The sequence below is a fragment of the Microbacterium sp. JC 701 genome (assembly GCF_021026215.1).
Classification (GTDB): Bacteria; Actinomycetota; Actinomycetes; order Actinomycetales; family Microbacteriaceae; genus Microbacterium; species Microbacterium algihabitans.
The window spans coordinates 372,109-395,550 of record NZ_JAJNCV010000001.1 but is presented as its reverse complement, the minus strand read 5'-3'; the positions used below and the strand labels follow the sequence as shown (position 1 = coordinate 395,550).

27 protein-coding genes are annotated in these 23,442 nt (G+C 70.4%); 15 read left to right on the top strand and 12 right to left on the bottom strand.

The features are described from left to right. Positions 1–105: 105 nt before the first annotated feature. Positions 106–357, top strand: coding sequence for a type II toxin-antitoxin system Phd/YefM family antitoxin (locus LPW41_RS01945; protein ID WP_144830695.1), 252 nt, complete (start codon positions 106–108; stop codon positions 355–357). Then, the gene (locus LPW41_RS01940; RefSeq protein ID WP_230703968.1) at positions 354–749 is read left to right on the top strand and encodes a PIN domain-containing protein; all 396 of its coding nucleotides are present in this window, start codon (positions 354–356) and stop codon (positions 747–749) included. The genes LPW41_RS01945 and LPW41_RS01940 overlap by 4 nt, the downstream gene beginning before the upstream one ends. Before the next feature lie 106 nt (positions 750–855). Here LPW41_RS01940 and LPW41_RS01935 read toward each other — a convergent pair whose 3' ends face one another. The 3 genes from LPW41_RS01935 to LPW41_RS01925 form a co-directional block, all read right to left on the bottom strand. Beyond that, positions 856–1,710 (bottom strand): NTP transferase domain-containing protein, encoded by an 855-nt coding sequence (locus LPW41_RS01935; RefSeq protein WP_154096960.1) that lies wholly within the window; start codon positions 1,708–1,710, stop codon positions 856–858. Continuing rightward, positions 1,704–2,900 (bottom strand): gephyrin-like molybdotransferase Glp, encoded by a 1,197-nt coding sequence (gene glp / locus LPW41_RS01930; protein WP_230703967.1) that lies wholly within the window; start codon positions 2,898–2,900, stop codon positions 1,704–1,706. The genes LPW41_RS01935 and glp overlap by 7 nt, the downstream gene beginning before the upstream one ends. A gap of 68 nt (positions 2,901–2,968) precedes the next feature. After that, positions 2,969–3,433: a GNAT family N-acetyltransferase gene (locus LPW41_RS01925; RefSeq protein WP_230703966.1), complete on the bottom strand. Its 465-nt coding sequence runs from the start codon at positions 3,431–3,433 to the stop codon at positions 2,969–2,971. Positions 3,434–3,471: 38 nt separating this feature from the next. Here LPW41_RS01925 and LPW41_RS01920 point away from each other — a divergent pair, with 38 nt between their 5' ends. The 4 genes from LPW41_RS01920 (at position 3,472) to LPW41_RS01905 (ending at position 7,500) form a co-directional block, all read left to right on the top strand. Next, complete coding sequence (locus tag LPW41_RS01920; protein ID WP_230703965.1) at positions 3,472–4,056, top strand: DUF1990 family protein; 585 nt, start codon at positions 3,472–3,474, stop codon at positions 4,054–4,056. Positions 4,057–4,273: 217 nt separating this feature from the next. Then, positions 4,274–5,170 carry a carbohydrate ABC transporter permease gene (locus LPW41_RS01915; RefSeq protein ID WP_307207706.1) on the top strand — a complete coding sequence of 299 codons (897 nt, stop codon included), beginning with the start codon at positions 4,274–4,276 and terminating at the stop codon, positions 5,168–5,170. Further along, positions 5,170–6,111, top strand: coding sequence for a carbohydrate ABC transporter permease (locus LPW41_RS01910; RefSeq protein WP_154096963.1), 942 nt, complete (start codon positions 5,170–5,172; stop codon positions 6,109–6,111). Before LPW41_RS01915 ends, LPW41_RS01910 begins: the two co-directional genes overlap by 1 nt. Positions 6,112–6,138: 27 nt before the next feature. After that, positions 6,139–7,500, top strand: coding sequence for an ABC transporter substrate-binding protein (locus tag LPW41_RS01905; protein ID WP_154096964.1), 1,362 nt, complete (start codon positions 6,139–6,141; stop codon positions 7,498–7,500). Between the two features lie 207 nt (positions 7,501–7,707). On the opposite strand, the gene LPW41_RS01900 is transcribed toward LPW41_RS01905, so the two are convergent. Genes LPW41_RS01900 through LPW41_RS01875 form a run of 6 tightly spaced genes read right to left on the bottom strand, consistent with a single transcriptional unit; the run spans position 7,708 to position 10,834 of the window. Further along, positions 7,708–8,595 carry an Asp23/Gls24 family envelope stress response protein gene (locus LPW41_RS01900; RefSeq protein ID WP_230703963.1) on the bottom strand — a complete coding sequence of 296 codons (888 nt, stop codon included), beginning with the start codon at positions 8,593–8,595 and terminating at the stop codon, positions 7,708–7,710. Positions 8,596–8,615: 20 nt separating this feature from the next. Beyond that, entirely contained in the window at positions 8,616–9,203 is a 588-nt protein-coding gene (locus LPW41_RS01895; RefSeq protein ID WP_144830722.1) for a hypothetical protein, read from the bottom strand. Beyond that, complete coding sequence (locus tag LPW41_RS01890) at positions 9,200–9,769, bottom strand: DUF6286 domain-containing protein (protein ID WP_230703962.1); 570 nt, start codon at positions 9,767–9,769, stop codon at positions 9,200–9,202. Before LPW41_RS01890 ends, LPW41_RS01895 begins: the two co-directional genes overlap by 4 nt. An 11-nt stretch (positions 9,770–9,780) precedes the next feature. After that, positions 9,781–10,173 carry a hypothetical protein gene (locus tag LPW41_RS01885; RefSeq protein WP_144830728.1) on the bottom strand — a complete coding sequence of 131 codons (393 nt, stop codon included), beginning with the start codon at positions 10,171–10,173 and terminating at the stop codon, positions 9,781–9,783. Beyond that, positions 10,170–10,358: a DUF2273 domain-containing protein gene (locus LPW41_RS01880; RefSeq protein WP_144830731.1), complete on the bottom strand. Its 189-nt coding sequence runs from the start codon at positions 10,356–10,358 to the stop codon at positions 10,170–10,172. Before LPW41_RS01880 ends, LPW41_RS01885 begins: the two co-directional genes overlap by 4 nt. Continuing rightward, positions 10,355–10,834, bottom strand: a complete 480-nt coding sequence (locus tag LPW41_RS01875) for an Asp23/Gls24 family envelope stress response protein (protein ID WP_144830734.1) — start codon at positions 10,832–10,834, stop codon at positions 10,355–10,357. Before LPW41_RS01875 ends, LPW41_RS01880 begins: the two co-directional genes overlap by 4 nt. A gap of 299 nt (positions 10,835–11,133) precedes the next feature. Here LPW41_RS01875 and fdhD point away from each other — a divergent pair, with 299 nt between their 5' ends. Continuing rightward, complete coding sequence (gene fdhD, locus LPW41_RS01870; RefSeq protein WP_230703961.1) at positions 11,134–12,012, top strand: formate dehydrogenase accessory sulfurtransferase FdhD; 879 nt, start codon at positions 11,134–11,136, stop codon at positions 12,010–12,012. Positions 12,013–12,062: 50 nt separating this feature from the next. Continuing rightward, positions 12,063–14,384: an FdhF/YdeP family oxidoreductase gene (locus LPW41_RS01865; protein WP_230703960.1), complete on the top strand. Its 2,322-nt coding sequence runs from the start codon at positions 12,063–12,065 to the stop codon at positions 14,382–14,384. 38 nt (positions 14,385–14,422) lie between these two features. Here the strand turns inward: LPW41_RS01865 and LPW41_RS01860 are convergent, their stop codons facing one another. Beyond that, positions 14,423–15,418 carry a glycerate kinase gene (locus tag LPW41_RS01860; RefSeq protein WP_230703959.1) on the bottom strand — a complete coding sequence of 332 codons (996 nt, stop codon included), beginning with the start codon at positions 15,416–15,418 and terminating at the stop codon, positions 14,423–14,425. A gap of 226 nt (positions 15,419–15,644) precedes the next feature. Between LPW41_RS01860 and purL the strand changes: the two genes are divergently transcribed. The 4 genes from purL (at position 15,645) to LPW41_RS01840 (ending at position 20,128) form a co-directional block, all read left to right on the top strand. Then, positions 15,645–17,984: a phosphoribosylformylglycinamidine synthase subunit PurL gene (gene purL / locus LPW41_RS01855; RefSeq protein WP_230703958.1), complete on the top strand. Its 2,340-nt coding sequence runs from the start codon at positions 15,645–15,647 to the stop codon at positions 17,982–17,984. A gap of 54 nt (positions 17,985–18,038) precedes the next feature. Further along, a complete protein-coding gene (locus LPW41_RS01850; protein WP_164481587.1) occupies positions 18,039–18,176 on the top strand; it encodes a hypothetical protein in 138 nt (45 codons plus the stop codon). A gap of 155 nt (positions 18,177–18,331) precedes the next feature. Beyond that, the gene (locus LPW41_RS01845) at positions 18,332–19,321 is read left to right on the top strand and encodes a hypothetical protein (RefSeq protein WP_230703957.1); all 990 of its coding nucleotides are present in this window, start codon (positions 18,332–18,334) and stop codon (positions 19,319–19,321) included. A gap of 33 nt (positions 19,322–19,354) precedes the next feature. Then, entirely contained in the window at positions 19,355–20,128 is a 774-nt protein-coding gene (locus LPW41_RS01840; protein ID WP_154096970.1) for a hypothetical protein, read from the top strand. A gap of 138 nt (positions 20,129–20,266) precedes the next feature. Here LPW41_RS01840 and LPW41_RS01835 read toward each other — a convergent pair whose 3' ends face one another. Next, a complete protein-coding gene (locus tag LPW41_RS01835; protein ID WP_230703956.1) occupies positions 20,267–20,527 on the bottom strand; it encodes a DUF3253 domain-containing protein in 261 nt (86 codons plus the stop codon). Between the two features lie 47 nt (positions 20,528–20,574). On the opposite strand from LPW41_RS01835, the gene LPW41_RS01830 reads away from it, so the two are divergent. From LPW41_RS01830 to LPW41_RS01820, 3 genes are all read left to right on the top strand, one after another. After that, positions 20,575–21,306, top strand: a complete 732-nt coding sequence (locus LPW41_RS01830) for a YqjF family protein (protein ID WP_144830759.1) — start codon at positions 20,575–20,577, stop codon at positions 21,304–21,306. A 137-nt stretch (positions 21,307–21,443) separates the two neighbouring features. After that, positions 21,444–22,088 carry a hypothetical protein gene (locus LPW41_RS01825; protein WP_230703955.1) on the top strand — a complete coding sequence of 215 codons (645 nt, stop codon included), beginning with the start codon at positions 21,444–21,446 and terminating at the stop codon, positions 22,086–22,088. Positions 22,089–22,204: 116 nt separating this feature from the next. Beyond that, positions 22,205–22,384, top strand: coding sequence for a hypothetical protein (locus LPW41_RS01820; RefSeq protein WP_144830766.1), 180 nt, complete (start codon positions 22,205–22,207; stop codon positions 22,382–22,384). Positions 22,385–22,450: 66 nt separating this feature from the next. Here the strand turns inward: LPW41_RS01820 and LPW41_RS01815 are convergent, their stop codons facing one another. After that, positions 22,451–23,356, bottom strand: coding sequence for a glycine betaine ABC transporter substrate-binding protein (locus tag LPW41_RS01815; protein ID WP_230703954.1), 906 nt, complete (start codon positions 23,354–23,356; stop codon positions 22,451–22,453). Between the last annotated feature and the right edge of the window lie 86 nt (positions 23,357–23,442).

The following is a 23,442-nucleotide window of genomic DNA, read 5'->3' as shown; positions in this document are numbered from 1 at the left end:
TCGAAGGGAGGTCCCTGAGCTTGCCGAAGGGCCCGGCACCAACTGACGGCACCACCGAGGGTGAATTCTCTTCTTCCTCGCCAGGAAGCTGGCTAGCCTGCCGCGATGATCTACAACGTGCTGGAGGCGCGCAACAACCTTTCGAAGCTGATCGCCGAGGCCGAGTCGGGCGTCGAGGTCACGATCGCGCGGCGCGGGGTTCCGGTCGCGCGGATCGTTCCGATCGACGTCCAGCCCCCGCGTCCGCGCAACGCCTTCGCGAAGTGGTTGGAGGAGAACCCCCTGACGCCCGAGCTCGCGCGTCCGGTCGAAGAGATCGAGGCGATCATCGCGGAGAATCGCGCGGCAGGGGCGTGATTTACGTCGACAGCTGCCTGGTCATCTATGCGGTCGAGCGCGACGACAGTGTCGGCGACCGCGCGCGCATGGCTCTCGCTGCAGCTCGTGCCCCCTTGGCGGCGAGCCCGCTCGTGATGCTCGAAGCGATGGTCGGACCCATGCGCGAGCGAGGCGCCGAGTCGCAGCTTCACATGTGGAGCGTCTTCGATCGTTTCGAGATGTTGCCGATCGAGCCCGACGCCTATGTCCGCGCTGCACGTCTGAGAGCTCGCAATCCCGGCCTGCAAACGGCAGATGCGCTGCACCTCGCCGTCGCGCAAGAGGAGGGGTGCTCGCTGCTGTGGACGAACGACTCGCGCCTGGCCGCGATTGCGCCGGGATTCGCGGTCGACGTGCTGCGGGCCGCCTGATTCACCGAGGGGCGCCGACCAGCGCCAGCAGACTCCGCCACCCTCGGCGGGCCAGTGCCTCTCGGCCCGCGACCACCCCGACGACCACCCCCTCAGGCATCGCGGCTCAGCGGTTCTCCCACCCGCGGGCCATCTCGACCACGGCAGCGACCGCGGCTTCGGTGTCGGCGGGTGAGCCGCCGGCGCGACCGGCCACCAGACCCGCGACGAACGCGCTGAGCGGTGCCGCCGGGCGGGCCACCCCGTTCGCGACGTCGCGCGCGAGGTCGAGGATCAGCGAGATCGGAATGTCGCCCTCGGCCAGATCGAAACGCTCCGCGAGGGCGGCGCTCCAGTCGTTCAGCGCCTCGGGCGGCAGCGTGCGGGATTCGGTCATGACTCCTCCTCGGGCCGTCGGGCGGGTCGACGACCGCGCCTGCGTCAGATCGTCCCACGTGTCGACGTCGCGCGTCAGGGACTCGTCCGCGGCGATCGCCGTGATGCGCAGCCCGCCCAGCAGCGCGCGCATCGAGGCATCTCGTCCGTCGTCGGGCAGGGCGGATGCCGCCTCCCGCAGCGCCCCGGTGCGGTATCGACCGATCAGCCACTGTCGACGCCCGTCGTCGAGGCAGGCGCCGTCGGCATCCGGAGTCATCTCGTCGGGCAGCAGATCGACCGCGGCGCGAGCGGTCGGCAGATCGCACGCGAGCACGTAGACCTCGTCGGCGCGCACGCGGCCGAGGGCGGCGACGATGCCGGCGACCGGTCCTCCGAAGGGCGGGTCTTCGCGCACCCACTCGACGTCGAGATCGTCAGCGAGCACGGGTGCGGCCACGACGATCCGCTGTGCGCCGTGGGACCGCACGGCCGCGATCGCCGCGTGCAGCAGGGTCGTTCCGTTCACCTCGAACAGCGGCTTCGTCGCCCCGTCGACGCGTGTGGCGCGTCCGCCGGCGAGCAGGATCGCATCGACGCTCACCACAGCAGCACCTCGACCGGATCGGCCGCGGCGACACCCCGCGTGCTCGGGGGGATCACGGCGAGACCGTTCGCGTCGCCGAAGCCGCGTGTGCCGCGCTCGACCGGCTCGGCCACCGGATGCGCGGGGTCTGAGCGGTCGATCCGCACGGGAACGTACTGCGCCCGCTCGGGCCGTGCGCGCCACTCGACGGCGAACGGGACCAGGGCGCGGGAACGGCCGAGCTCGCCGTCGCCCTCGAGCGCACGCAGGGCGGGACGCACGAAGAGCTCGAACGACACCGCCGCGCTGACCGGGTTGCCCGGCAGACCGAACAGCAGCGTGCCCGCCGCCGAGCGACCGAAGCCCTGCGGCTTTCCGGGCTGCATGCGCACGGGCTCGAATCGCATGAGGTCGCCGAGGGTGTTCTTCACGACCTCGTAGGCGCCCGCGCTCACCCCGCCCGAGAACACGACGACGTCGGCGCCCGCGGCCTCGGCGGCGGCGATCGCGCGACGCGGGCCGTCGCCGCTGTCGTCGACGCTCGTGCGCAGCACGACCTCGGCCCCCGCCTCCTCGGCGAGACCGGCGAGCAGCACGCTGTTCGATTCGGGGATCTGTCCGCGCCGCAGCGGTGTTCCCGCCGGTCGCAGCTCGGATCCCGTCGACACGATCGCCACCCGCGCGGCGCGCGCGACCGAGACGGTCCCGACTCCGGATGCCGCGATCGCACCGACCCGTCCCGCGGTCAGTCGCACCCCGGCGGCGGCGACGAGCGATCCGGCCCGCACGTCGGAGCCGCGTCGACGGATGTGCGCGCCGGGGCCGCGGGGCGCCGTGAGCACCGCCACCGGGCCGAGACCGCCCTCGAGCCCCTCGGCGGTCTCTTCGAACGGCACCACGGCGGTCGCGTCGGTGGGCACGGGGGCTCCGGTCATGATGCGCACCCCGTCACCAGGCCCGATCGGCGGGTCGAGCTCGGAGCCGGCCGGCAGATCGGCCACCACCCGCAGGGTCGTCGGCCCTGCGGTGATGTCGTCGGCGCGCACGGCGAAGCCATCCATCGCGGAGCAGTCGAACCCCGGCACATCGACCGCGGCGTGGACCGCGGCCCGCAGCACGCGGCCGCGCGCGGCCGCGACGTCACGCGGCTCGGATTCCAGCGGCACGACCGCCTCGAGGATCGCGGCGAGGTGCTCGGCGACGTCGATCACGCGAGCGGACCGGGGACTGTCGAGACCATGCCTTCAGCGTAGGCGTGGCCACCGACACCGCCCGCGCGTCAGAGGTCGAACCGGTGCGGAATGCCGCTCTCGCCGTCGCCCTCGCGATACGGCACGAAGCCCATCGCGACGTAATAGGCGAGTCCGGGGGCGTTGTCGGCGCCGATCGTGGCGTCGATGTGACGGAGTCCGGCGTCCTGCGCCGCGGCGATCGACCGCGCGAACAGGCTCCGGCCGATGCCGCTGCGCCCCATGTCGGGGTGGATGTGGGTGCCGATGATGCCCCAGCCCTCCTCCACGCCGTACGGGTTCTCCGCCCAGGCGCGCTTGAGCGACTGGAAGCCGATCACCACCCCGTCGCGCACCGCCACCGTGAGGGCGATCGTGTGCTCGTCGTCGAGATAGCGCTCGCGCACGAAGTCGGCGTCGACCGCCCACGCGCGCAGCCCCGCCCGGTGGATGGAGTTCTGCACCTCGACCATGTCGTCGAGATCTTCGGGGCGCGCGTCGCGGAACTCGATCATGCGGTCATCCTTGCACTGCTTCTGATGCGCATGTCGGCGTGCCACGCGCCTCTCACCCGACCGCGACGGCGCTCCGATCGACCCGCAAGCCCGACGGCATCCGGATGCCGCTGCCCTACCGTGATCGCATGGACGGCCTGACGTACGCCGAGGTCGGCGCGACCGGCGGCACCATGCCCGCGGGCTACCACCACGTGCGCGCGCGGCGCGTGATCGGCCGTGGTCACGCGGACTTCGAGCGCGCGGCCGACCTGCTGCTGTCGGGAGCGGCGCAGCGACGCGCGGGGGCGCGGGTGACGCTGTCGGAGACGCCGATGCGCGTGGGCACGCGCGTCACGATGCGCCTGGGTCTCGGCATCCTGAGCTTCCGGATCCCCTGCCTGGTCGTGTGGGCCGAGCGGTCGGCCACCGTCGCGGGTTTCGCCTACGGAACGCTGCCAGGTCACCCGGAGCGCGGGGAGGAACGCTTCACCCTGACTCTTCGGCCGGACCACGAGGTGGTCTTCGAGATCGCCGCCTTCTCGAAGCCGGGCCGCTGGTTCACCCGCATCGGCGCCCCTCTCGGTCGTCGCGTGCAGGCGTGGATGACCGGGCGCTACCTGCGCGCCCTCGACGCGCGCTGAACCGGCCTGTATCCCACGTTCGGCCGCCCTTGGCAACGCCCTGGACCTCTTCTCGCGGCTTCTCGACCCTGGCGAAGCGCTTCTCGACGACGAGGGCGCGCGCGAGAGGAGACCCCATGAGCATCGAGACCACCGCCGCCGACCGGTCCTTCCGGTGACGCTCTCCCCCGCCCGGCCTCGCACTCCCCTCACGAAACGCCGCCCTCCGCGGCAGAAGGTGAAGTACAACCGCCGCGAGGCGATCGCCGGCTACCTGTTCATCTCGCCCTGGATCATCGGGTTCCTCGTCTTCACGGCGGGGGCGATGATCTACAGCCTCGTCATCTCGTTCTCGAGCTACAACCTCGCGACGGGGGCCGCCCGACCGGTCGGCGTCACGAACTACTCTCAACTGTTCGAAGATCCGCGGGTCGCCGTCTCGCTCGGCAACACGCTGTTCTACGCCGTCATGGCGGTGCCGCTCGAGATCGCGTTCGCCCTGGTCCTCGCGTTGCTGCTGAGCCGGGTCGGCCGCGGGGCCGGCATCTTCCGCACGCTCTACTACCTGCCGAAGATGACGCCGGCGGTCGCCACCGCCGCGGTGTTCTTCCTACTGCTGAACGGCAATTCCGGCGCGATCAATCAGGCGCTCCGAGCCGTCGGCATCCCCGGTCCGCAGTGGCTCGTCGACCCGGCGTGGGTGAAGCCGAGCATCGTCCTGATGGCACTGTGGACCGTCAGCGGCACCATGGTCATCTTCCTCGCGGCCATCAAGAACGTGCCCGTCGACCTCTACGAGGTTGCGCAGATCGACGGCGCAGGTCCCGTCCGCCGCTTCTTCTCCATCACTCTGCCGATGATCTCGGGCGCGATGTTCTTCAACGTCATCGTGCTGACGATCGCGGCCTTCCAGGTGTTCGACCAGGCCTACCTGCTGTTCTGGCGCGACCAGAGCAACGCCTCGCCCGAGGCGTCGCTCTTCTACGCGATCTACCTCTTCCAGCAGGCGTTCCGGCAGTTCAACTTCGGCTTCGCCGCGGCGATGGCGTGGCTGCTGTTCGTGATCATCCTGCTCATCACGATCGTGCAGGTGCGCCTCGGCAACCGCTTCGTCTACTACGAGGGGGATCGCTGATGGCCGACACCCTGCAGACCCCGGGCGTCGCGCAGGCCCGGCCCGAGCTGGCGGCATCCGTCACGAGGGCGCCGCGATGGCGCCGTGCGCTGAAGCAGCCCAAGACCCTGGCGGGCCGCGTGGTCCTCGCGGCAGTGCTGGTCGTCTTCGCGCTGCTGTTCCTCTACCCCTTCGCGTGGCTGCTCGCGGCGAGCCTCAAGCCGCGCGGCGAGGTGTTCGACAACGCCCTGATCCCGAAGACCTTCACCCCGGGCAACTACGCCGAGGTGTGGACCCAGCTCCCGCTGCTCAGCTGGATGTTCAACAGCGTCGCGATCGCCCTGCTGGCGGCGACGACCGTCGCGGTGATGAGCTCGATCGTCGCCTTCGGCTTCGCGTACTTCCGCTTTCCCGGCCGCGGGCTGCTGTTCGGGCTCGTGCTCGCGACGATGATGCTGCCCGGTGCGGTCACGATGATCCCGATCTACCTCATCTGGAAGGAGACCGGGCTGCTCGGCACCTGGGTGCCGCTGTGGGGCATGAATCTGTTCGGCTCGGCCTTCTACATCTTCCTGCAGCGGCAGTTCTTCCTCGGCGTCCCCCGGGAGTTGTTCGAGGCGGCGCGGCTCGACGGCGCCAGCGCCTGGGGCCTGTTCTGGCGCATCGCCATGCCGCTGTCGATCCCGTCGTTCATCATCGTGTTCCTGTTCGAGTTCCAGGCGAGCTGGAACAACCTCCAGGCCGCGCTCATCTACCTCAACGCCGGCAGCGTCGAGGAGTTCACCGCGCCGCTGGGCATCGCATACGCCATGACGAAATACAGCCCCAGCGCGGGCGGTCAGGGCGACTACCAGTACGTGATGGTCGCGTCGCTGCTGGTGACCCTCCCGATGCTGATCATCTTCGCCTTCGGTCAGCGCTACTTCATCGAGGGCGTCGCAACCCAGGGCCGCAAAGGCTGACACTCCCCCCTCTCGAAAGGACACATCATGCGAAAGCGCTCCCTCGCCGGCGCCGCGGTCGTCGCGGCATCCGCCATCGCCCTCACCTCGTGCAGCGCGGGCTCCGACGACCCCGCCGCCGACGTCGACTTCTCCGCCGCACCGACGGGCGCTCTCGCCGCGTGGGGCTTCGAGAACGCGGATGACGTGGGGCAATCGCGCCTCGACTACGCCGCCGGCCAACTCCCCGACGTCGAGGTGACCCTGGATGCCACGGCCTTCGACGCCCAGAAGTTCACGACCCGCATCGCGAGCGGCGACGTCCCCGACGTGGTGCAGATGGACCGCCGCTACGTCACCACCTACGCCGCGCAGGGTTTGCTGATCCCCCTCGACGCGTGCTTCGAGGCCGAAGGCGTCACCCCGAACGAGCGCTGGTACCAGAACGTCGTCGACGACGTGACCTACGACGACGGCGTCTACGCGGTGTCGCAGTTCTACCAGCCGCCCGCGATCCTGCTGAACATGAACGTGCTGAACGAGGCCGGGGTGACACCCGCTGAGTTCGACACCTCGAAGATGGACGGGCTGCTCGCCGCGGTCGGCAAGATCTACCAGGCCTCCGGCGGCACCCCGTCGCGTCTCGGCTTCGATCCCGTCGCGACGGGACAGGGCGGACTCTGGGTTCTCGGCATGGGCGGACAGCTGACGGATGCCGAGGGCAAGCCGACCCTCGACGATCCCGCCAACGCGGCGGGCATCGACGCGCTGAAGCAGATCACCGACGCCCAGGGCGGCTACGCGGCGGTGAAGAGCTTCACCGACTCCTTCGACACGTTCGGCGACGCCAACCAGTTCGTGAAGAACCAGGTCGGCGCGCAGGTGGCCAACCAGTGGTACCCGAACGTGCTCGGCGCCTACCGCGACCAGGTCTCGCTGCAGGCGGTCCCGTTCCGCGATGCAGAAGGGCAGCCGTTCTCGCTCGCATCGGGCACCGCGTTCGCGATCCCCGTGGGGGCGAAGAACCCCGCGGCGGCCTGCGCCTGGATGACTGACCTCACCTCGACCGACGCCTGGATGGCGGCCGGCGCTGCGCGCGCCGCGACGATCGAGAGCAAGGGCGGGCTCAACACCGGCCTGTTCACCGGTTCGCCCGAGGCCGACGCGATGATCCGCGATCAGTTCGTGGTGCCGACCGGCGACAGTGGCTTCGATCAGGTGATCTCGACGTACTACGACGTGGTCGAGAGCGGGAAGTCGTTCGGTTCGTCGCCCGCCGGGCAGGACATCCAGAACGAGCTCAACAACGCGATCACCGCGGTCCTCCTCGGCGACAAGACGACCGAGCAGGCCCTGGCCGACGCGCAACAGGCCGCGCAGCGGGCCTACGACAACGCCACCGCGAACTAGCCGGGCACGCTGGGGGCGGGCGCCGCCCGGCGTCCGCCCCCGCCGCGTGCACGACTCCGGAAGAACCGTCGCCCCGCGCACGTGCCCTCCCGCGATTCCGGCGTCCCGCGCCCCTGGTCGCTGCGGAGTTCCGGAGTTGTTCACGCGGGTAGGCCGGCGGACAGACCGAAGGCCCCGCCGGAGCGGGGCCTTCAGATACCAGTCGGTTCAGGACCGCGGACGCTCGTCCTCGACGACCGACTGCACGCTGTCGGTCGCGGGGGTCTTGTCGTCGGCGCGCACCTCGTCGGCGGCGATCGCGATGTCGATCGCGGCGTCTTCGAGAGCCTCCGCGACGACGTCGCTCACGTCTCCACGGTCATCCGCGGCGGGCGCCGTGCGCTCGGGCTCGAGACCCTCGGTCACGCGATCCGCTGCGGCGATGTCCGACTCCGCGTCGGCGGCGGCCACGCGCTCGCGCGCCTGGCGGACCGTCTCGTCGACGGCGGCGGCGGCTCCGGCCGCGACGTCCTTGGTCTTCGACACGGCGGTGTCGATCGTCTCCGAGGCGCTGGCCGCGAGGTCCTGCGACCGCGTGCGCACCTCGTCCGCCACGTCCGACGCCCGGGCCTTCGCGTCGTCGGCCACGGCCGAGGCGCGATCCGCGACGTCCTTCGCCTTGGCCTTCGCGTCGTCTGCGAGGTCCGAGGCCCGTGCGGCCACGGCATCCGCCCGCTCTTCGGCCTCGACTACGACATCGCGGTCGTTCGGTCCGAAGACCCCCGTCACCACCACGTCGACGTCGACCCGGCCGCGGCCCATCGGCTCGAGCGCGGTGCGGACGGCCCGGCGGACCTCGTCCGACACCTCGCGCAGCTTGTGCGGGTAGTCGACGACCAGCGAGATGGTCGCGGTGACTCCGTCGGCGCGGTCGGTGTCGATCTTCACGCCCGGGGCGGTGCGGGCGAGGCCGACCCGCTCGCGGACAGCGTCGGACGCGCGGCCGAGCAGGCTGCCGAGCGCGTGAACGCCCGGCACGGAGCTTGCGGCCGTCGCCGCGAGCGTAGCCGCGGCCTCGAGGTCGGGCGGGTCGATGGTCGCATCGATGCTGGACATCACGTCTCCTCGTGGGGGTGTCAGTGCACGCGGGTGTTGTCGCGAGCGAGCTTGGCGCGCAGACCCGAGTGGATCGAGATGTAGGCGCGCAGGTTCTGTCCGGTGAGGGCGGCGAGGTTCGTCACGAGCGTGTCGACGTGCTCGGCCACCTGGCGCGGCGAGGTGTTCTGTCGCGGGGTCACCGCGACGTGCAGCACGGACTCGTGCTGGATCTCGCCGGCGCTGACGCGCGACGACAGGATCTCGTCGCGCTCAGCGAGCGCGTTCTTCAGCGCCTCCGAGGCGAACCCGTCGGTCACCGTGATGCGACCTTCGTCGCTGGCGCTGCCGGTGGACTGCAGGGGCGCCTGACGCCGACCGCGGACGGCGGACGAGGCGATGACGATGAGCACGATGGCGATCACCACGAAGGCGGCGACGGCTCCCCAGCCGGCGGATTCGCGTCCGAGCGACTCGAGCCAGCCCTGGAATCCGCCCATGACGGTGGTCCAGGTGTCGGCGCCGCCGGGCACGAGCCCGACCAGCAGCGCGAGGGTCGCGAGCGCCAGCAGCACGAGGGCGACCACGAAGAGGATGAAGCGGTTCAGACCGCGACGCGTGGCGTTCATCGGGACTCCTTGGTGTCGGGGCGCTCGACGCGCAGGTGAGTGCGCACGGCGGGGGTGAGCTTGTAGGCGGCGACCTCCTCGTCGACGATGCGACGCAGCTGCGCCTCATCGACCGGGATGCCGACCGGGGGACGCACCGTCACGTCGACGGCGCGGTGGGCGACGCCCACGACGATGTCGTCACGGGCGATGCCCGATTCGTTGCTGAGGTGCTGGGCGAGGGCGGATGCCACGACGCCGTTGTCGACGACGACGGCACGGTCGCCCCACTCCATCTCGTGGCGCGAGAGGCGCCCGGGCTTGAGGGCGAGGATCAGCACGATCAGGCCGAGGATGGCCAGCACGACGCCGGCGACGATGAAGGCGACCGGCATGAGCGCAGTCGGAGCCGCCACGAGGGCGTTCAGGGCCTCGCCGGGACCGACCAGCAGCGGCTGGGCTCCCGCGAGGTGGAGGATGATCTCGACCGCGGCGTACGCCAGCGCGAGCAGCAGCAGCACGACCACGATGAGCATGGCCACGGTGCGCGGGGAGTGGGTCTCGCGGCGCACGACGGTGCGGAGCACGCTATCGCTCATCACAGCACTCGCTTTCGCTGGGGGGCGCTGGCGCCCGTGATGGTCAGGTCGACGCGCGAGACCTCGCGGCCGAACAGCCGGGTCAGACGCGTGCGCAGTTCGCCCTGGGCCGCGCGTGCTGCGTCGAGCACCGGGGTCGCGGCGCGGACGGCCTCGGTGTCGTCGAGGCGGGGGACGGGGAAGGGCGTCGACACGCGCACCACGGCGGAGTCGCGGGACGAGACGATCTCGACGTGGACGTTCTTGGCATCCACGCCGACGATGTCGGCGGCGGCCCGCTCGGCCGTCTTCTGCAGCACGCGGTCGGCGATGTTCACCCGACCGGCGGGGAGGCCGGGGCCGGCAACCGTGGTGCGGTTGCCGACCCCGGGGGAAGCGGTGACGGTGGTCACGATGTGCTCCGACCCTTGAAGGCGTTGACGACGTTGCGGACGTCGATCTCACCCGCGGTCATGCGGGCGACGACCACACCGATCGCCATGAACAGGGCGACGAGGATGAATCCCCAGAAGCCGAAGATCAGGGCGCTGAGGGCCAGCACCAGGCCGGCGAGCGCGCCCTTCGTGCTGACGCTCACTGGACGCGCTTCTCGGACTCGGCGTCGTTGTTCTCGTCGCCCGGGATGTGGACGTCGTTCACGTCGACGTTGACCTCGACGACCTCGAGGCCGACGAGACGGTTGATCGCACCGGCGACGCGGGCGCGCACCTGGTCGGCGACCTCCTGGATGGGGGCGCCGTACTCGACGACGATGGTGACGTCGGCGGCGGCCTGGGTCTCGCCCACCTCGACCTTGACGCCCTGCGTCAGGTCGGTGGCGTTCATGGCGTCGCGGATGGCGCCGAGGGCGCGGGCTCCGCCGCCACCGAGGGCGTACACGCCGGTGACCTCGCGGGCCGCGATGCCGGCGACCTTGGCGACGACGCCTTCGGCGATCGTGGTCTTGCCTTCGGTGTGGGCCTCCGGGCCGCGTCCGCCGAGGGGGCGGTTCACGCGCGACGCCGCCTGGGGGACGTTCTGCGCAGCGGGAGTGGTGGTGGTGTCGGTAGCCATGTCCGTGCCTTTCGATGTCTGGACCCGGTTGCTCCGGGGTGGCGCTTCGGCCTACATGACTAAGACGTAGTGGGTGGGGGAATCGTCACGCCGCGCTTGAAAAATCTCGAAGAATCTGTATTCGACAGAATGGGAAAGGCCGATTCCCGCAGGATTGCGGAGATGAGCGCGGTCCCACCGCCCGATGCGGTGCGCCGCGGAATCGCGCGGAATCGACGGTCTTTCCGCCGCCCGTGGGGCCCGAACGCGGGCGTACGCTCGACCCATGCCCCCCATCTCGCTCGCGGCCAGGTCCTGACGTGGGCCGCCTCACCGCCTCCCGTCGCGTCACGCGTCTCACCCTCGACGGCGTGAACAGGCAGAGACCGGATGCCGTGGCGGTGGAGGAACCGCTCGAGATCCGCGTCGCCGGCACCCCCCTGTCGGTGACCATGCGCACGCCCGGTCACGACGTCGAACTCGCCGCCGGGTTCCTCGTCTCGGAGGGCGTCATCAGCCGTGGCGACCAGTTCTCTCGCGCGATCCACTGCGGGGGGCCCGGGACGGGCGGCGCCGAGGGCAACACCTACAACGTCCTCGACCTGACCCTCGCGCCGGGAGTGGACCTGCCCTCCCCCGACATCGCGCGCTCCTTCTACACGACGAGCTCGTGCGGGGTCTGCGGCACGGCGTCGATCGAGGCCGTCGAGAAGGTGTCGAGCTACGACGTCGCCTCCGACGGCATCCGGGTCTCGGCCCACGACGTCGCCGCCTTCCCCGATCGCCTGCGCGAGCAGCAGAAGACCTTCGACAAGACCGGCGGACTCCACGGCGCGGCGCTCTTCGACGTCGCCACCGGCGAGCTGCTCGTCGCCCGCGAAGACGTGGGACGCCACAACGCGGTCGACAAGGTGGTCGGCTGGGCCCTGCTGAACGACCGTCTGCCGCTGCGCGGTACCGTGCTACAGGTGTCGGGCCGCGTGAGCTTCGAGCTCGTGCAGAAGGCCGTGATGGCCGGCATCCCGATGCTCTCCGCCGTCTCGGCGCCCTCGTCGCTCGCGATCGAGCTCGCCGAGCGCGCGGGTCTCACCCTCGCCGCCTTCGTGCGGGGCAACAGCATGAATCTGTACACGCGGACGGATCGCATCATTGCACCGTCCACAACCCCCGCGACGACCGACCTCGCGAGCGTACGCTGACGACGACCGGATGCCACGAGCCCGGCGCCACGACCATCGGAGGAACTGTTATGGGTGAGTCGTTCGGATTGATGACCGAAGAGCCGCGCCAGGGGGGCCTCGGCCCGCAGGTCGACGGCGACTGGTCGAGCACCGGTGCCTACGAGCACCCGGCCGCCGGCTGGGGCGCCGCCCTCACCGTCGGCAAGGTGCTCTACGAACAGCGCCAGCCGATCGCGGGCACCAAGGCGATGTTCACGATGAACCACCCGAAGAGCGGTTTCGACTGCCCCGGGTGCGCCTGGCCCGACGACAAAGGCGTCACCCTCGACATCTGCGAGAACGGCATCAAGCACGTCACGTGGGAGATGACCCACAAGCGGGTCGGTAAAGAGTTCTTCGCCGAGAACTCCGTGAGCGAGCTGTCGCAGTGGAGCGACTTCGAACTCGAAGACGCCGGTCGCCTCGTCGGCCCGATGGTCTACGACGCCGAGACCGACCACTACGTGCCGATCTCGTGGAACGACGCGTTCCGCATGATCGCGCAGCACCTCACCGCGCTGGAATCCCCCGATCAGGCGGCCTTCTACACGTCGGGGCGCCTCAGCAACGAGGCCTCGTTCCTCTACCAGCTGTTCGCGCGCGAGCTCGGGACGAACAACCTCCCCGACTGCTCGAACATGTGCCACGAGGGCTCGGGTCGTGGGCTCACGGCATCCCTCGCCACCGGCAAGGGCACCGCAGACCTCGAGGACTGGGAGAACGCCGACGCGCTGTTCATCCTCGGCGTCAACGCGGCCTCGAACGCCCCGCGCATGCTCACCAGCCTCGCCGAGGCGATCGACCGGGGCGCTCAGGTCGTGCACGTGAACCCGCTGCGCGAGGTCGCCGGCACCCGCACGATCGTGCCGCACGAGATCGTCGACATGGCGACCTTCCACTCCACCCCGACCAGCACGATGAACCTGCAGGTGCGCCCCGGCGGCGACCTCGCCCTCATCCGCGGCATGGCCAAGGTGGTCTTCGAGGCCTCGGCGACCGACCCCACCGCGATCGATCAGGCGTTCCTCGACCAGTACACGAGCGGGCTCGACGAGTACCGCGCGATGGTCGAGGCGACGACGTGGGCCGAACTCGTCGAGCAGGCGGGTCTGACCGAGACCGAGATCCGCCAGGCCGCGGCGGTCTACCTCGCCTCGGAGCGCTGCGTCATCAGCTGGTGCCTCGGCGTCAGCCAGCACCAGCACGGCGTCGACACCGTGCGCGAGATCGTCAACCTGCTGCTGCTGCGCGGGAACGTGGGTCGGAAGGGCACCGGCCCCTCACCCGTGCGCGGCCACAGCAACGTGCAGGGCAACCGCACCTGCGGCATCAACCACAAGCCCACCGAGGACTGGCTCGAGAAGCTCGACGAGGTCTGCGGCATCACCTCGCCCCGCGAGCCCGGCCTCGACACCGTGCACACGGTCGCGGCGCTGCACCGCGGCGACCTCAAGGTCTTCCTCGGCATGGGCGGCAACTTCGTGCGGGCCGCTCCCGACACCAAGCTCACCGCCGAGGGCATGGGACGCTGCGAGCTGACCGCGCACGTGAGCACGAAGCTCAACCGCAGCCACCTCACCCACGGCAAGGCGGCGCTTATTCTCCCGTGCCTCGGCCGCACCGAGCGCGACGAGCAGGAGTCGGGGCCCCAGTCGATCTCGACCGAGGATGCCATGAGCTCCGTCATGCTCTCGCTCGGCTCTCGCAAGCCCGCCTCCCCGCACCTGCTGAGCGAGCCCGAGATCATCGCGCGCATCGCCCGCGCGACCATGCCCGAGTCGGCGACGCCGTGGGAGTGGTACGTCGGCGACTACGACCGCATCCGCGACACGATGGCCAAGGCGCTGCCCGGCTTCGAGGGCTTCAACCAGCTGGTGCGCCAGCCCTACGGCTTCCGCATCCCGCAGCCCGCGCGCGAGCGCGACTTCCAGACGCCGTCGGGCAAGGCCGAGTTCTCGCACGCCGAGCTGCCGAACGTCATCCCCGAAGAGGCCGACGTGCTGGTGCTGCAGACCATGCGCTCGCACGACCAGTGGAACACCACCATCTACTCGGCCGACGACCGCTACCGCGGCGTGCGCAACATCCGCGAGCTCGTCTTCATGAACCGGCGCGACATGAAGGAGCGCGGCATCGCCGAGGGCGACCTCGTCGACATCGTCGCCACTTCGCGCGACGGCTCGGTGCGCAGCGTCACGGCGTTCCGCGCACTGGAGTACGACACCCCGCGCGGCAGCGCCGCCGGGTACTTCCCCGAGATGAACGTGCTGCTCGGCCCCGACGACTACAGCCGTCAGAGCGACCAGCCGCTGATGAAGGACATCCGAGTGCGCATCGCGAAGACGGCCTGACGCCGGGAGGGGTCGAGACCCGCGGAGCCTGCGACCCCTCAGAGATCGAGCTGCCAGAGCGCCTGGGTCGTCGTGACGCGCAGCGCGTCGGCGGCGTCGGCGAGCGCGCGCTCCGCGCCCACGACCTCGCTCATCGAGAAGACGCGCGATCCGACGGCGTCCGCGCCGACGGCCCCGGCGATGACGACCGCCAGCACCCGGTGGCGAGCGGCGACCGAGAGCACGTGCCCCGGCCCCTTGCCCGCGATGCTCGTGGCATCGAAGGCCCCTTCCCCGGTGAGGGCGAGGTCCGACTCGGCGAGCGCCTCGCCCAGCTCGAGCGCCTGCGCGACGCAGGCCGCGCCGTCGACCACCTCGGCGCCGGCCGCGAGCAACGCGCCGGAGAGACCGCCCGCGGCGCCCGACCTCGGCACGACCGAGACGTCGAGCCCGAAGCGCTCGGCCCAGTCCGCGGCATCCGCCCGCAATCTTTCCGTCAGGCGCTCGACGAGTTCGGCGTCGGCGCCCTTCTGGGGGCCGAACACCTCGGCCGCGTGCACGAACGTGGTGGTCGTGTCGGTGAGTACCGTCACCTGGCCGGGGGCGAACGGCACGTGGTCGCCGAGCGCCTCGATCGCCCCGCGGCCGCCGTCGGTCGCCGCGACGCCGCCCGTGCCCACCACGATGCGGATCGACCCCGAGTCGAGCGCGAGCCCGATGAGCTCGCCGACACCCCGCGTCGTCGCACCCCAGGGGTCATTGGCCTCCGCTCCTCCGGCGAGGACGAGTCCGGATGCCGCTGCCGACTCGATCACGGCGGCTCGACCGTCGAGGCGCCAGGCCGCGTGCACGGGTTCGCCGAGCGGTCCGGTCACCTCGTCGTGGACGTTGGCCCCGCCGAGGGCGTCGAGCGTTCCGTCTCCGCCGTCGGCCATCGGCACGATCGCGATCTCCGCGCCGGGCCATCGGTCGCGCACGGCCCGGGCCATGGCATCCGCCGCCTCTCGCGCGGTCAGCGTGCCCTTGAACTTGTCGGGGGCGATGACGATGCGCATGGGCGTCCTCTCAGCGGACTGCTGACGGCGCAGCCCCGTCCATCTTGCCCCGAGCTGTCGCGCAGGCTCAGCGATCCGCACATCGTCAGCCCGGAGGCCGCGAACCCGACCGATTCTCTGCAGATCGCTGAGGTAGCGCTCCGACGCTGCGGGAGACCCCGGGCATGTCGGCGGTCCCAACTAGACTGACTGGCGTCCGGCCCCTGCGATCTTGGAGCTCAGCCGCGTGACCACCCCGAACCCCGCCGCCCGTACCGCTCTTGCGGACACCGTCGACAACGCGATCGCCACGCCCGAGAAAGAGCAGCCCTACGGCGCCCTCGGTCTCAAGAGCGACGAGTACGCGAAGATCCGCGAGATCCTGGGCCGCCGCCCCACCAGCGGCGAGCTCGCGATGTACTCGGTCATGTGGAGCGAGCACTGCTCCTACAAGTCGAGCAAGATCTACCTCCGTCAGTTCGGCCAGAAGGTCAGCGACGAGATGAAGACCCGCCTCATGGTGGGCATGGGTCAGAACGCCGGCGTCGTCGACGTGGGCGACGGCTGGGCGGTCACCTTCAAGGTCGAGTCGCACAACCACCCCAGCTACATCGAGCCCTTCCAGGGCGCGGCCACCGGCGTCGGCGGCATCGTGCGCGACATCATCTCGATGGGCGCGCGCCCGGTCGCGGTCATGGACCAGCTGCGCTTCGGCGCGATCGACCACCCCGACACCCCGCGCGTCGTGCACGGCGTGACCAGCGGCATCTCGTTCTACGGCAACTGCCTGGGCCTGCCGAACATCGGCGGCGAGACCGTGTTCGACGCGGTCTACCAGGGCAACCCGCTCGTCAACGCCCTCGCGGTGGGCGTCATGCGCCACGAAGACATCAAGCTCGCCAACGCCACCGGCGTGGGCAACAAGGTCGTGCTGTTCGGCGCCCGCACGGGTGGCGACGGCATCGGCGGCGCGAGCATCCTGGCATCCGACACCTTCGCCGACGGCGGACCCACCAAGCGCCCCGCGGTGCAGGTGGGCGACCCGTTCGCCGAGAAGGTGCTCATCGAGTGCTGCCTCGAGCTGTACCGCGACGACCTGGTCGAGGCGATCCAAGACCTCGGCGCCGCGGGCATCTCGTGCGCCACGAGCGAGCTCGCCGCCAACGGCGACAGCGGCATGAAGGTCGAGCTGTCGAAGGTGCTGCTGCGCGACCCCTCGCTGACGCCCGAAGAGATCCTCATGTCGGAGTCGCAGGAGCGCATGATGGCGATCGTCGCGCCCGAGAAGCTCGACGCGTTCCTCGCCGTCGTCGGCAAGTGGGACGTCGAGACCAGCGTGCTCGGCGAGGTCACCGGAGACGGCCGCCTCGTCATCGACTGGTACGGCGAGCGCATCGTCGACGTCGACCCCTCGACCGTCGCGGTCGACGGCCCCGTCTACGAGCGCCCGGTCGCGTACCCCACGTGGATCGACGCGCTCAACGACGACAGCGCCGCGAAGCTGGAACGGGCGACGGATGCCGACACCCTCCGCGACCAGTTCACGACCCTCGTCGCGAGCCCCAACCTCGCCGACACCTCGTGGATCACGAACCAGTACGACTACTACGTGCTCGGCAACACGGCGCTGAGCTTCCCCGACGACGCCGGCATGATCCGCGTCGACGAGGAGACCGGTCTCGGCTTCGCGATCGCGACCGACTGCAACGGCCGCTACAACCAGCTCGACCCCTACAACGGCGCGAAGCTCGCCCTCGCCGAGGCGTACCGCAATGTCGCCGTCACGGGTGCCGTGCCCACGGCCGTCACCGACTGCCTCAACTTCGGCAGTCCCGAGAACCCCGAGGTCATGTGGCAGTTCAGCCAGGCCGTCGAGGGCCTGAGCGACGGCTGCCTCGAACTCGGCATCCCGGTCACCGGCGGCAACGTCTCGTTCTACAACCAGACCGGTGACCAGCCGATCCACCCGACCCCCGTCGTGGGCGTCCTGGGCATCATCGACGACGTCGCGGCCCGCATCCCCAGCGGATGGCAGGACGCCGGCGAGAACCTGTACCTGCTCGGCGTCACCGCCGACGAGCTCGACGGCTCGCAGTGGGCGGGCACGATCCACGATCACCTCGGCGGACGCCCGCCGAAGGTCGACCTCGCCATGGAGCGCAAGCTCGCCGAGCTGCTGCAGGCCGCAGGATCCCAGTCGCTGGTCTCGAGCGCGCACGACCTGTCGTCGGGCGGTCTTGCGCAGACCCTCGCCGAGGGCGTCATGCGCTTCGGCGTCGGTGCCCGCGTCTGGATCACCGAGCTCATGGAGCGCGACGGGGTGGATGCCACGGCCGCCCTGTTCAGCGAGTCGACCGGCCGCGTGCTGGTCAGCGTGCCCCGCGAAGAAGACGTGAAGTTCCGCGGACTCTGCGACGGCCGCGGCTACCCGGTGCTGCGCATCGGCGTGACCGACGTCGAGCCCGGCACCGAGGCCACCCTCGAGATCCAGGACGTCCTCACCGTTCCCGTCTCGGAGCTGCGCCGCCTCTCGAACGAGACGCTCCCCGCGGTCTTCGGGCCCACCGTGTCGGAGCCGGTGGCCTGAGCCCCGGGCCCCGGCCCTGCCCCGCACCCCCGCAACGACGAGAGGAGACGCGCGATGACCGATGAAGACGACGACATGACCGTGTTCAGCGACAAGCGTCAGAAGCGCGTCAAGATCACCGCGTGGGTCGTGATCGGCGCGCTCGTGCTCACCGGCGGCGGCGCGACGGTCATCTCGCTGATCCTGGGCTGAGCCCCGCGATCCCCGCGTGAGGGGTCATCTGCTGTCGCCTGGCGAGCGCCTCGGCGACAGAAGATGACCCCTCACGCGTTGCGGCGTTGCGGGTGGCTTGCGGATTCCGGCCTGACGCCCAGCGTGGTGTCGGAGGCCCGTCGTAGCATGGGCACGTGGAACCGCTGATGGCCCTGTTGGTCGACTGGTGGTGGATCGGCCCCGCGGCGGCCGGTGCGGGCACCGTCGGCTGGATCGGCGTGCGCCGCTCACGCCAGCGCGCGCTTCCCGCCGGCACCACGACCACCACCGATCGCGCCGCCCGTGCGTGGGCCTCGCGTCCGCTGGGCAAGTCGGCCGCCCGCCGTCTCGAGCTCGACGCGGCGATGCTCGACCTGCAGACCGCCCGCACGGCGGTCATGCGCGGCCGCGCCGAGATCAAGGTCGCCGACGCCGAGGTCGTGCGCGCGCAGGCCGAGCGCGCGGCATCGCGCGTCTCGAACGACCAGGTGGCTGCCGCCCGGGCACGACTCGCCGACGCGCAGCGCGACCTGCGCGCGGCGATGGCCGAGGTGCGGGCGCGGCGCGCGGGCGTGAAGGCGGCGAAGGCGATGCTCCCGGCGATCCGCTCGGGCAGCGCGCCCCTGCCTGTCGCGCGCTTGCTCGCCGAGCACGACGCGATCCTGATGCGCTGGATGACCTACGAGACCGACCCGGCCCTCGCGATCGACTACCCCCAGATGAGCGACTCCCGCTCTCCCCTGCTCGCCGAGTTCCTGCGCGCGCACGAGCGGGCGCAGTGGCTCCGGCCGGCCTCGGTGCAAACGCGCCTGGCTCCCGCCGACTTCCTCGCTTATCGCGACGCCGTGCGCCGCACCGCCCACGCCTTCGATCGCGCCGAGCGTGCCGCGCGCCGTGGCGGAGAGCAGCCGCGGCTCGAGGCCGACGACGCGTGGGGCCGCATGGCATCCGACCTCGCCGAGACCGCGCAGCGCGCTCTCGCACGGTCGATGGAGTCGGTCGGTCGGGCAGCCGCTCGCAGCTGGAGCGAGCGCGGCGCCAAGCGCGCGCAGAAGAAGACTCCGGATGCCGAGGCCCCCCGGCCGCAAGACGGCTCGGTCTGGCCGCCTCCCGCACGAGACCGGCCGCGTCCGCCCGCTTCCTGAGAGGGGCCGAGAACAGCGGCGTAGCATGGCGCCGTGAATGAGTTCTGGACCTTCGCCGGGCACTACTGGTGGCTCGTGTTCCCCGTCTTCGGGATGACGATGGGCGCCATCAACGCGCGCGTGAAGCATCGCGAGGTCACGGCTCGACGCCGCCACCGCGAGCAGCTCGAACTGCTGAAGGCCCAGGGCGGAGCGATGGCCGTCTCGGCCGCCGGCGGTGCCGGTGCGGCCGCGCCGATCGGTGCGGCATCCGTCGCCTCCAGCGAAAGCACCCAGAAGCGCGTCGTCGCCGCGCAAGACCAGGTGACCCACCGGTGGCTGGAGTACGAACTCGACGCCGCCAAGCTCATCAGCTACCCCGCGATGAGCGACGGGCGCCAGCCGCTCACGGCCGCCTTCCTGCGCGCGAAGAAGGTCGCCGACAACCTGCGTCCCGCCGACGGCGAGATCCTTTCGCCCGAGCAACTCAAGGAGTACCGCGACGCCGTCACCGACTACGAGGTCGCCTTCGAGGTGGCCGAGCGCGACGCCCGCCGCGTGAAGGATGCCGCCTTCACCGCCGATGAGCGCAAACGCCTCGACACCGCGAAGAAGCTGCTCACGGTCGCCACCGACCAAGCCGCGACCCGCAACGAGCGACAGCTCGCCTACCGCCGCGTGCGCGAAGAGCTCGACGGCCTCATCCTGCTGTCCGACGACGCCGTCGACGTGCTCGAGAAGAAGGTCGCGCTCGAGCTCCCCCGCGAGCGCTCGACGCCCCCGGCATCCGGACCCTCGGCCGAGGCCGCGCCCGGCTCCGTCGCCTGAGCGACCGCCGCACGGGGCCTCATCGGGACCGGAGAACCGCCACAGAATCGGACCGTCGGTTCCCCGGCACCCCATGGGCGCACACGCGGGCATGCGGGCCCTGATTTACCAGGTGAATCGGCGCGGAGACAGTCCCTGTCAGCGCGCCCGACGAATGCGCACCGGCCCCCGAGCCGTGGTCACGTCGACCACCTCGCCCTTCTGCGTGACCTCGACCTCGCCGAGCTCGACCAGCGATCGCGCGGCGTCGCGCGCGGACTGCATGAGGTCGCGCCAGTCGTCGCCGCCGACCGCTCGCGCCGCCTCGGAGGGGCAGATGGTCTTGTCGGCGTCGCGCGCGGCGAGCAGTTCGCGGATGGATGCCACGAGGCGGGGATCCGCAGCAGATGACGAGGCCATGTGTCCAGTGTCCCCCCGCGAAAAGGGGCCGGGGCCAGACTGTCCCGGTGATCACCGAGCGCCACGCCCCCGACCTGCCCGGACGCGCCGTCATCGCGCAGCGCTGGAACCGCGCGATCTTCGTGCACTGGCGCATCGATCCGGCGGAGGTCGCCCCCCTGCTGCCCCCGGGGACGCGTCCCGATGTGCACGACGGTTCCGCCTGGGTCGGGCTCGTCCCCTTCGTGCTGAGCGAGTTCCGGTTCCTCCCGCTGCCCCCGGTGCCGTTCGTGGGCTCGTTCACCGAGATCAACGTGCGCACCTATGCCGTCGACGACGAGGGCCGTCGCGGGGTCGTGTTCCGCACGCTCGAGGCCGAGCACCTCGCCCCGGTGCTCGCGGCGCAGGCATTGTTCGGCCTGCCCTACCGCTGGGCGCGCGCGGGGGTGCGCGCCGACGGCGCGCGGATCGAGTACCGCTCGCGGCGCCACGGGGGTCGGCATCCGTCGACCCGGGTGCGGGCGACTCTCGGCACCGAGACGGTCGACACCCCGCTGTCGCGCTTCCTCACCGCGCGGTGGGGGTTCCACGAGCGACACCTCGGCCGCACGATCTGGGCGGCCAACGCGCACGAGCCCTGGCCGCTCGTGACCGCCGAGCTCGAGGCGCTCGACGACGACCTCGTCGCCGACTCCGGCTTCCCCCAGCTGGCGGGACGCACGCCCGACTCGGTGCTGGCCATGCCCGCCGGCCACCCCGGTTTCATCACGCGTTTCACGGGGGCGCACGCGATCGCCTGAGGCGAGGACTGGCAAAAGTCTTTCACCCGCCTGCGGGTCAACTTCATCTACCCACCCCAGTGACGGGATGTATACGTTCGAGATGGAAGAAACAGCGACTACAGGCGCTGACACTCCCCTGATATGGAAGGAATGTCATGCCCACCCTCAAGCACACAACACTCGGGATCGTCGTCGCTCTGGCGTTCGTCGCCTTCGCCCCTCATCCCGCCCTTGCCGCTGAAACCGCATCGTCAACTCCGCAGGAGACCTTCAACGAGTTCGTTGACGACCTCGCGCTTGCCCCCGCCGGGAAAGAGGAGATTGAGAACTATTTCGCGTCCCTGCCCAAGGCAACGCAGGAAGCAGCAGCAGCAGACCCCTCGACACTCTTCACCTACCCGGAGCCGAGCTCGACTGTGAGCCAAGTCTCGACTACGTCCTCGGACGAGCATCGGGTTTCCCTGTTCTCGGGCCCGGCTGTCCGAACTCTCCAGGTGATCAACCGGCAGGACGTCGAGATCGCCGGCGTCACGCTGATCACATTCAGTCTGAGCTACACCTACGAGGCGCGCGGTGGCTCTGTCACAAGAAACATCGCGTGCAACGGAGCGGCCTCAGGCGTGATCAGCGCATCGTCCTCTCCTTCGACTTGGATCTCGCAAGGCCGAGGAACATGCGAGATTCGCACGAAGGCGAGCGTCTTCGTGAAGGGGGTGCCCTTCCAGTTCACCAAGGTGCACTCGGTCACCACGCAAGCCGGCAATCCCGCCCGGGTCGACGGCAGAATCTACACGGCATGACAGCACAGAGCCGCGCTAGCGTGACCCGTTTGCGCTGGTGGCCAGTAGGCCTGACTGCCGTCGCGATGGTCGCACTGGTTGCTCCACTGCCCACCGGCTGGAACGGTCTTCTCCAAATGGCGGCCGTCGTCCTCGCTGTCGTGGCCCTCTGCGTCGCTCGCGATCGAACGACGCGTGTGATCGCGGCGGCCGTCATCGTCGTCGTCGGGGCCGTGATCTGCGTCCACCTGACGAGCTACGTCGCCGCTGCGCAGTTCGAAGGCACGTTCTCCGACGACGCCGTCCTCGTCGAGTGAACACCGGTTGACGCCGATGGCCCCCTCCGTGTCAGGAGGGGGCCATCGCGCTTCGGGCGGAACGCGTCAGTCGCGCTGCGTCGAGAACGCCTCGGGGTACTTCTCGAGCCAGGCGTCGACGGCCTCGGCCTCACGGCCCTCGCCGTACTCGTTCACCACGAGGTCTTCGAGCGCGCCGTACTGCTCGTCGTCGAGCTGGATGCCCTCGATGAGCTCAGCGGCATCCGGGTACTTCTCCGCGAAGCCCGACGTGCCGAGGAAGTGCAGCGCCTCGGGGTCGCCCATCAGGCCCTGGGGGTCTTCGAGGTCTTTCACGTCGTAGGCGTCGTTGGCCCAGAACGGACGCCACAGCGTGACGGCGATGTCGTTCTGCGCCGAGATGGCGTTGTCGAGCTCGGTGAGCATCGCCGCGGTCGACGAGGTGACGAGTTCGAAATCGCCGTCGAGGCCATAGCCGGGCAGCATGGTCTCCTGCGTCTGCTTCGTCAGGCCCGCGCCCGGCTCGATGCCGTAGATGCGGCCGTCGAAGCGGGCCGCGTTGGCCTTGAGCTCCTCGATCGAGTCGATGTCGACGTAGCTGGGCACCGCGATCGTGAGCTTTGCGTTGTCGTAGTACGCGCCGAGGTCTTCGATCTTGTCGCCGTAGCGGTCCATGTACGACGTGTGCGTGAGCTCGGGCCACGCCGAGGGGTAGATGTCGACGTCGCCCTGGGCGAGACCGGTGTACAGGGGGCCGGCCTCGGTGAGCGTCTGCATCTCGACGTCGTAGCCGAGCTTGCCGAGCTGGTCCTCGAGCAGGTACGCCGTGCTCAGACCGTCGGTCCACGAGGGCAGGAAGCCGAGCGTGATCGTGCCCTTCTCGCCGCCGCCGCCGGTGCCGCCTTCGGCCTGGTTTCCGCTGGCGCAGCCTGCGAGGGCGAGGGCGCCCACGGCGCCGAGGGCGAGGGCTGAGGTGAGGTGTCGCGTGTTCATTGCTGTGTTCTCTTCCGTTTCGTATGTGATTCCGTGGGTGCCTTCCCGCGTGAGGGGTCGATTCCTGTCGCCTATCGCGTGCCGAA

Coding starts and splice junctions, on each gene's coding strand:
- LPW41_RS01945 (WP_144830695.1), top strand. CDS start 106: ATGATCTACAACGTGCTGGAGGCGCGCAACAACCTTTCGAAGCTGATC.
- LPW41_RS01925 (WP_230703966.1), bottom strand. CDS start 3,433: ATGATCGAGTTCCGCGACGCGCGCCCCGAAGATCTCGACGACATGGTC.
- LPW41_RS01910 (WP_154096963.1), top strand. CDS start 5,170: ATGGCCGACACCCTGCAGACCCCGGGCGTCGCGCAGGCCCGGCCCGAG.
- LPW41_RS01905 (WP_154096964.1), top strand. CDS start 6,139: ATGCGAAAGCGCTCCCTCGCCGGCGCCGCGGTCGTCGCGGCATCCGCC.
- LPW41_RS01900 (WP_230703963.1), bottom strand. CDS start 8,595: ATGTCCAGCATCGATGCGACCATCGACCCGCCCGACCTCGAGGCCGCG.
- LPW41_RS01895 (WP_144830722.1), bottom strand. CDS start 9,203: ATGAACGCCACGCGTCGCGGTCTGAACCGCTTCATCCTCTTCGTGGTC.
- LPW41_RS01875 (WP_144830734.1), bottom strand. CDS start 10,834: ATGGCTACCGACACCACCACCACTCCCGCTGCGCAGAACGTCCCCCAG.
- LPW41_RS01865 (WP_230703960.1), top strand. CDS start 12,063: ATGGGTGAGTCGTTCGGATTGATGACCGAAGAGCCGCGCCAGGGGGGC.
- LPW41_RS01860 (WP_230703959.1), bottom strand. CDS start 15,418: ATGCGCATCGTCATCGCCCCCGACAAGTTCAAGGGCACGCTGACCGCG.
- LPW41_RS01850 (WP_164481587.1), top strand. CDS start 18,039: ATGACCGATGAAGACGACGACATGACCGTGTTCAGCGACAAGCGTCAG.
- LPW41_RS01835 (WP_230703956.1), bottom strand. CDS start 20,527: ATGGCCTCGTCATCTGCTGCGGATCCCCGCCTCGTGGCATCCATCCGC.
- LPW41_RS01825 (WP_230703955.1), top strand. CDS start 21,444: ATGCCCACCCTCAAGCACACAACACTCGGGATCGTCGTCGCTCTGGCG.
- LPW41_RS01820 (WP_144830766.1), top strand. CDS start 22,205: ATGGCGGCCGTCGTCCTCGCTGTCGTGGCCCTCTGCGTCGCTCGCGAT.
- LPW41_RS01815 (WP_230703954.1), bottom strand. CDS start 23,356: ATGAACACGCGACACCTCACCTCAGCCCTCGCCCTCGGCGCCGTGGGC.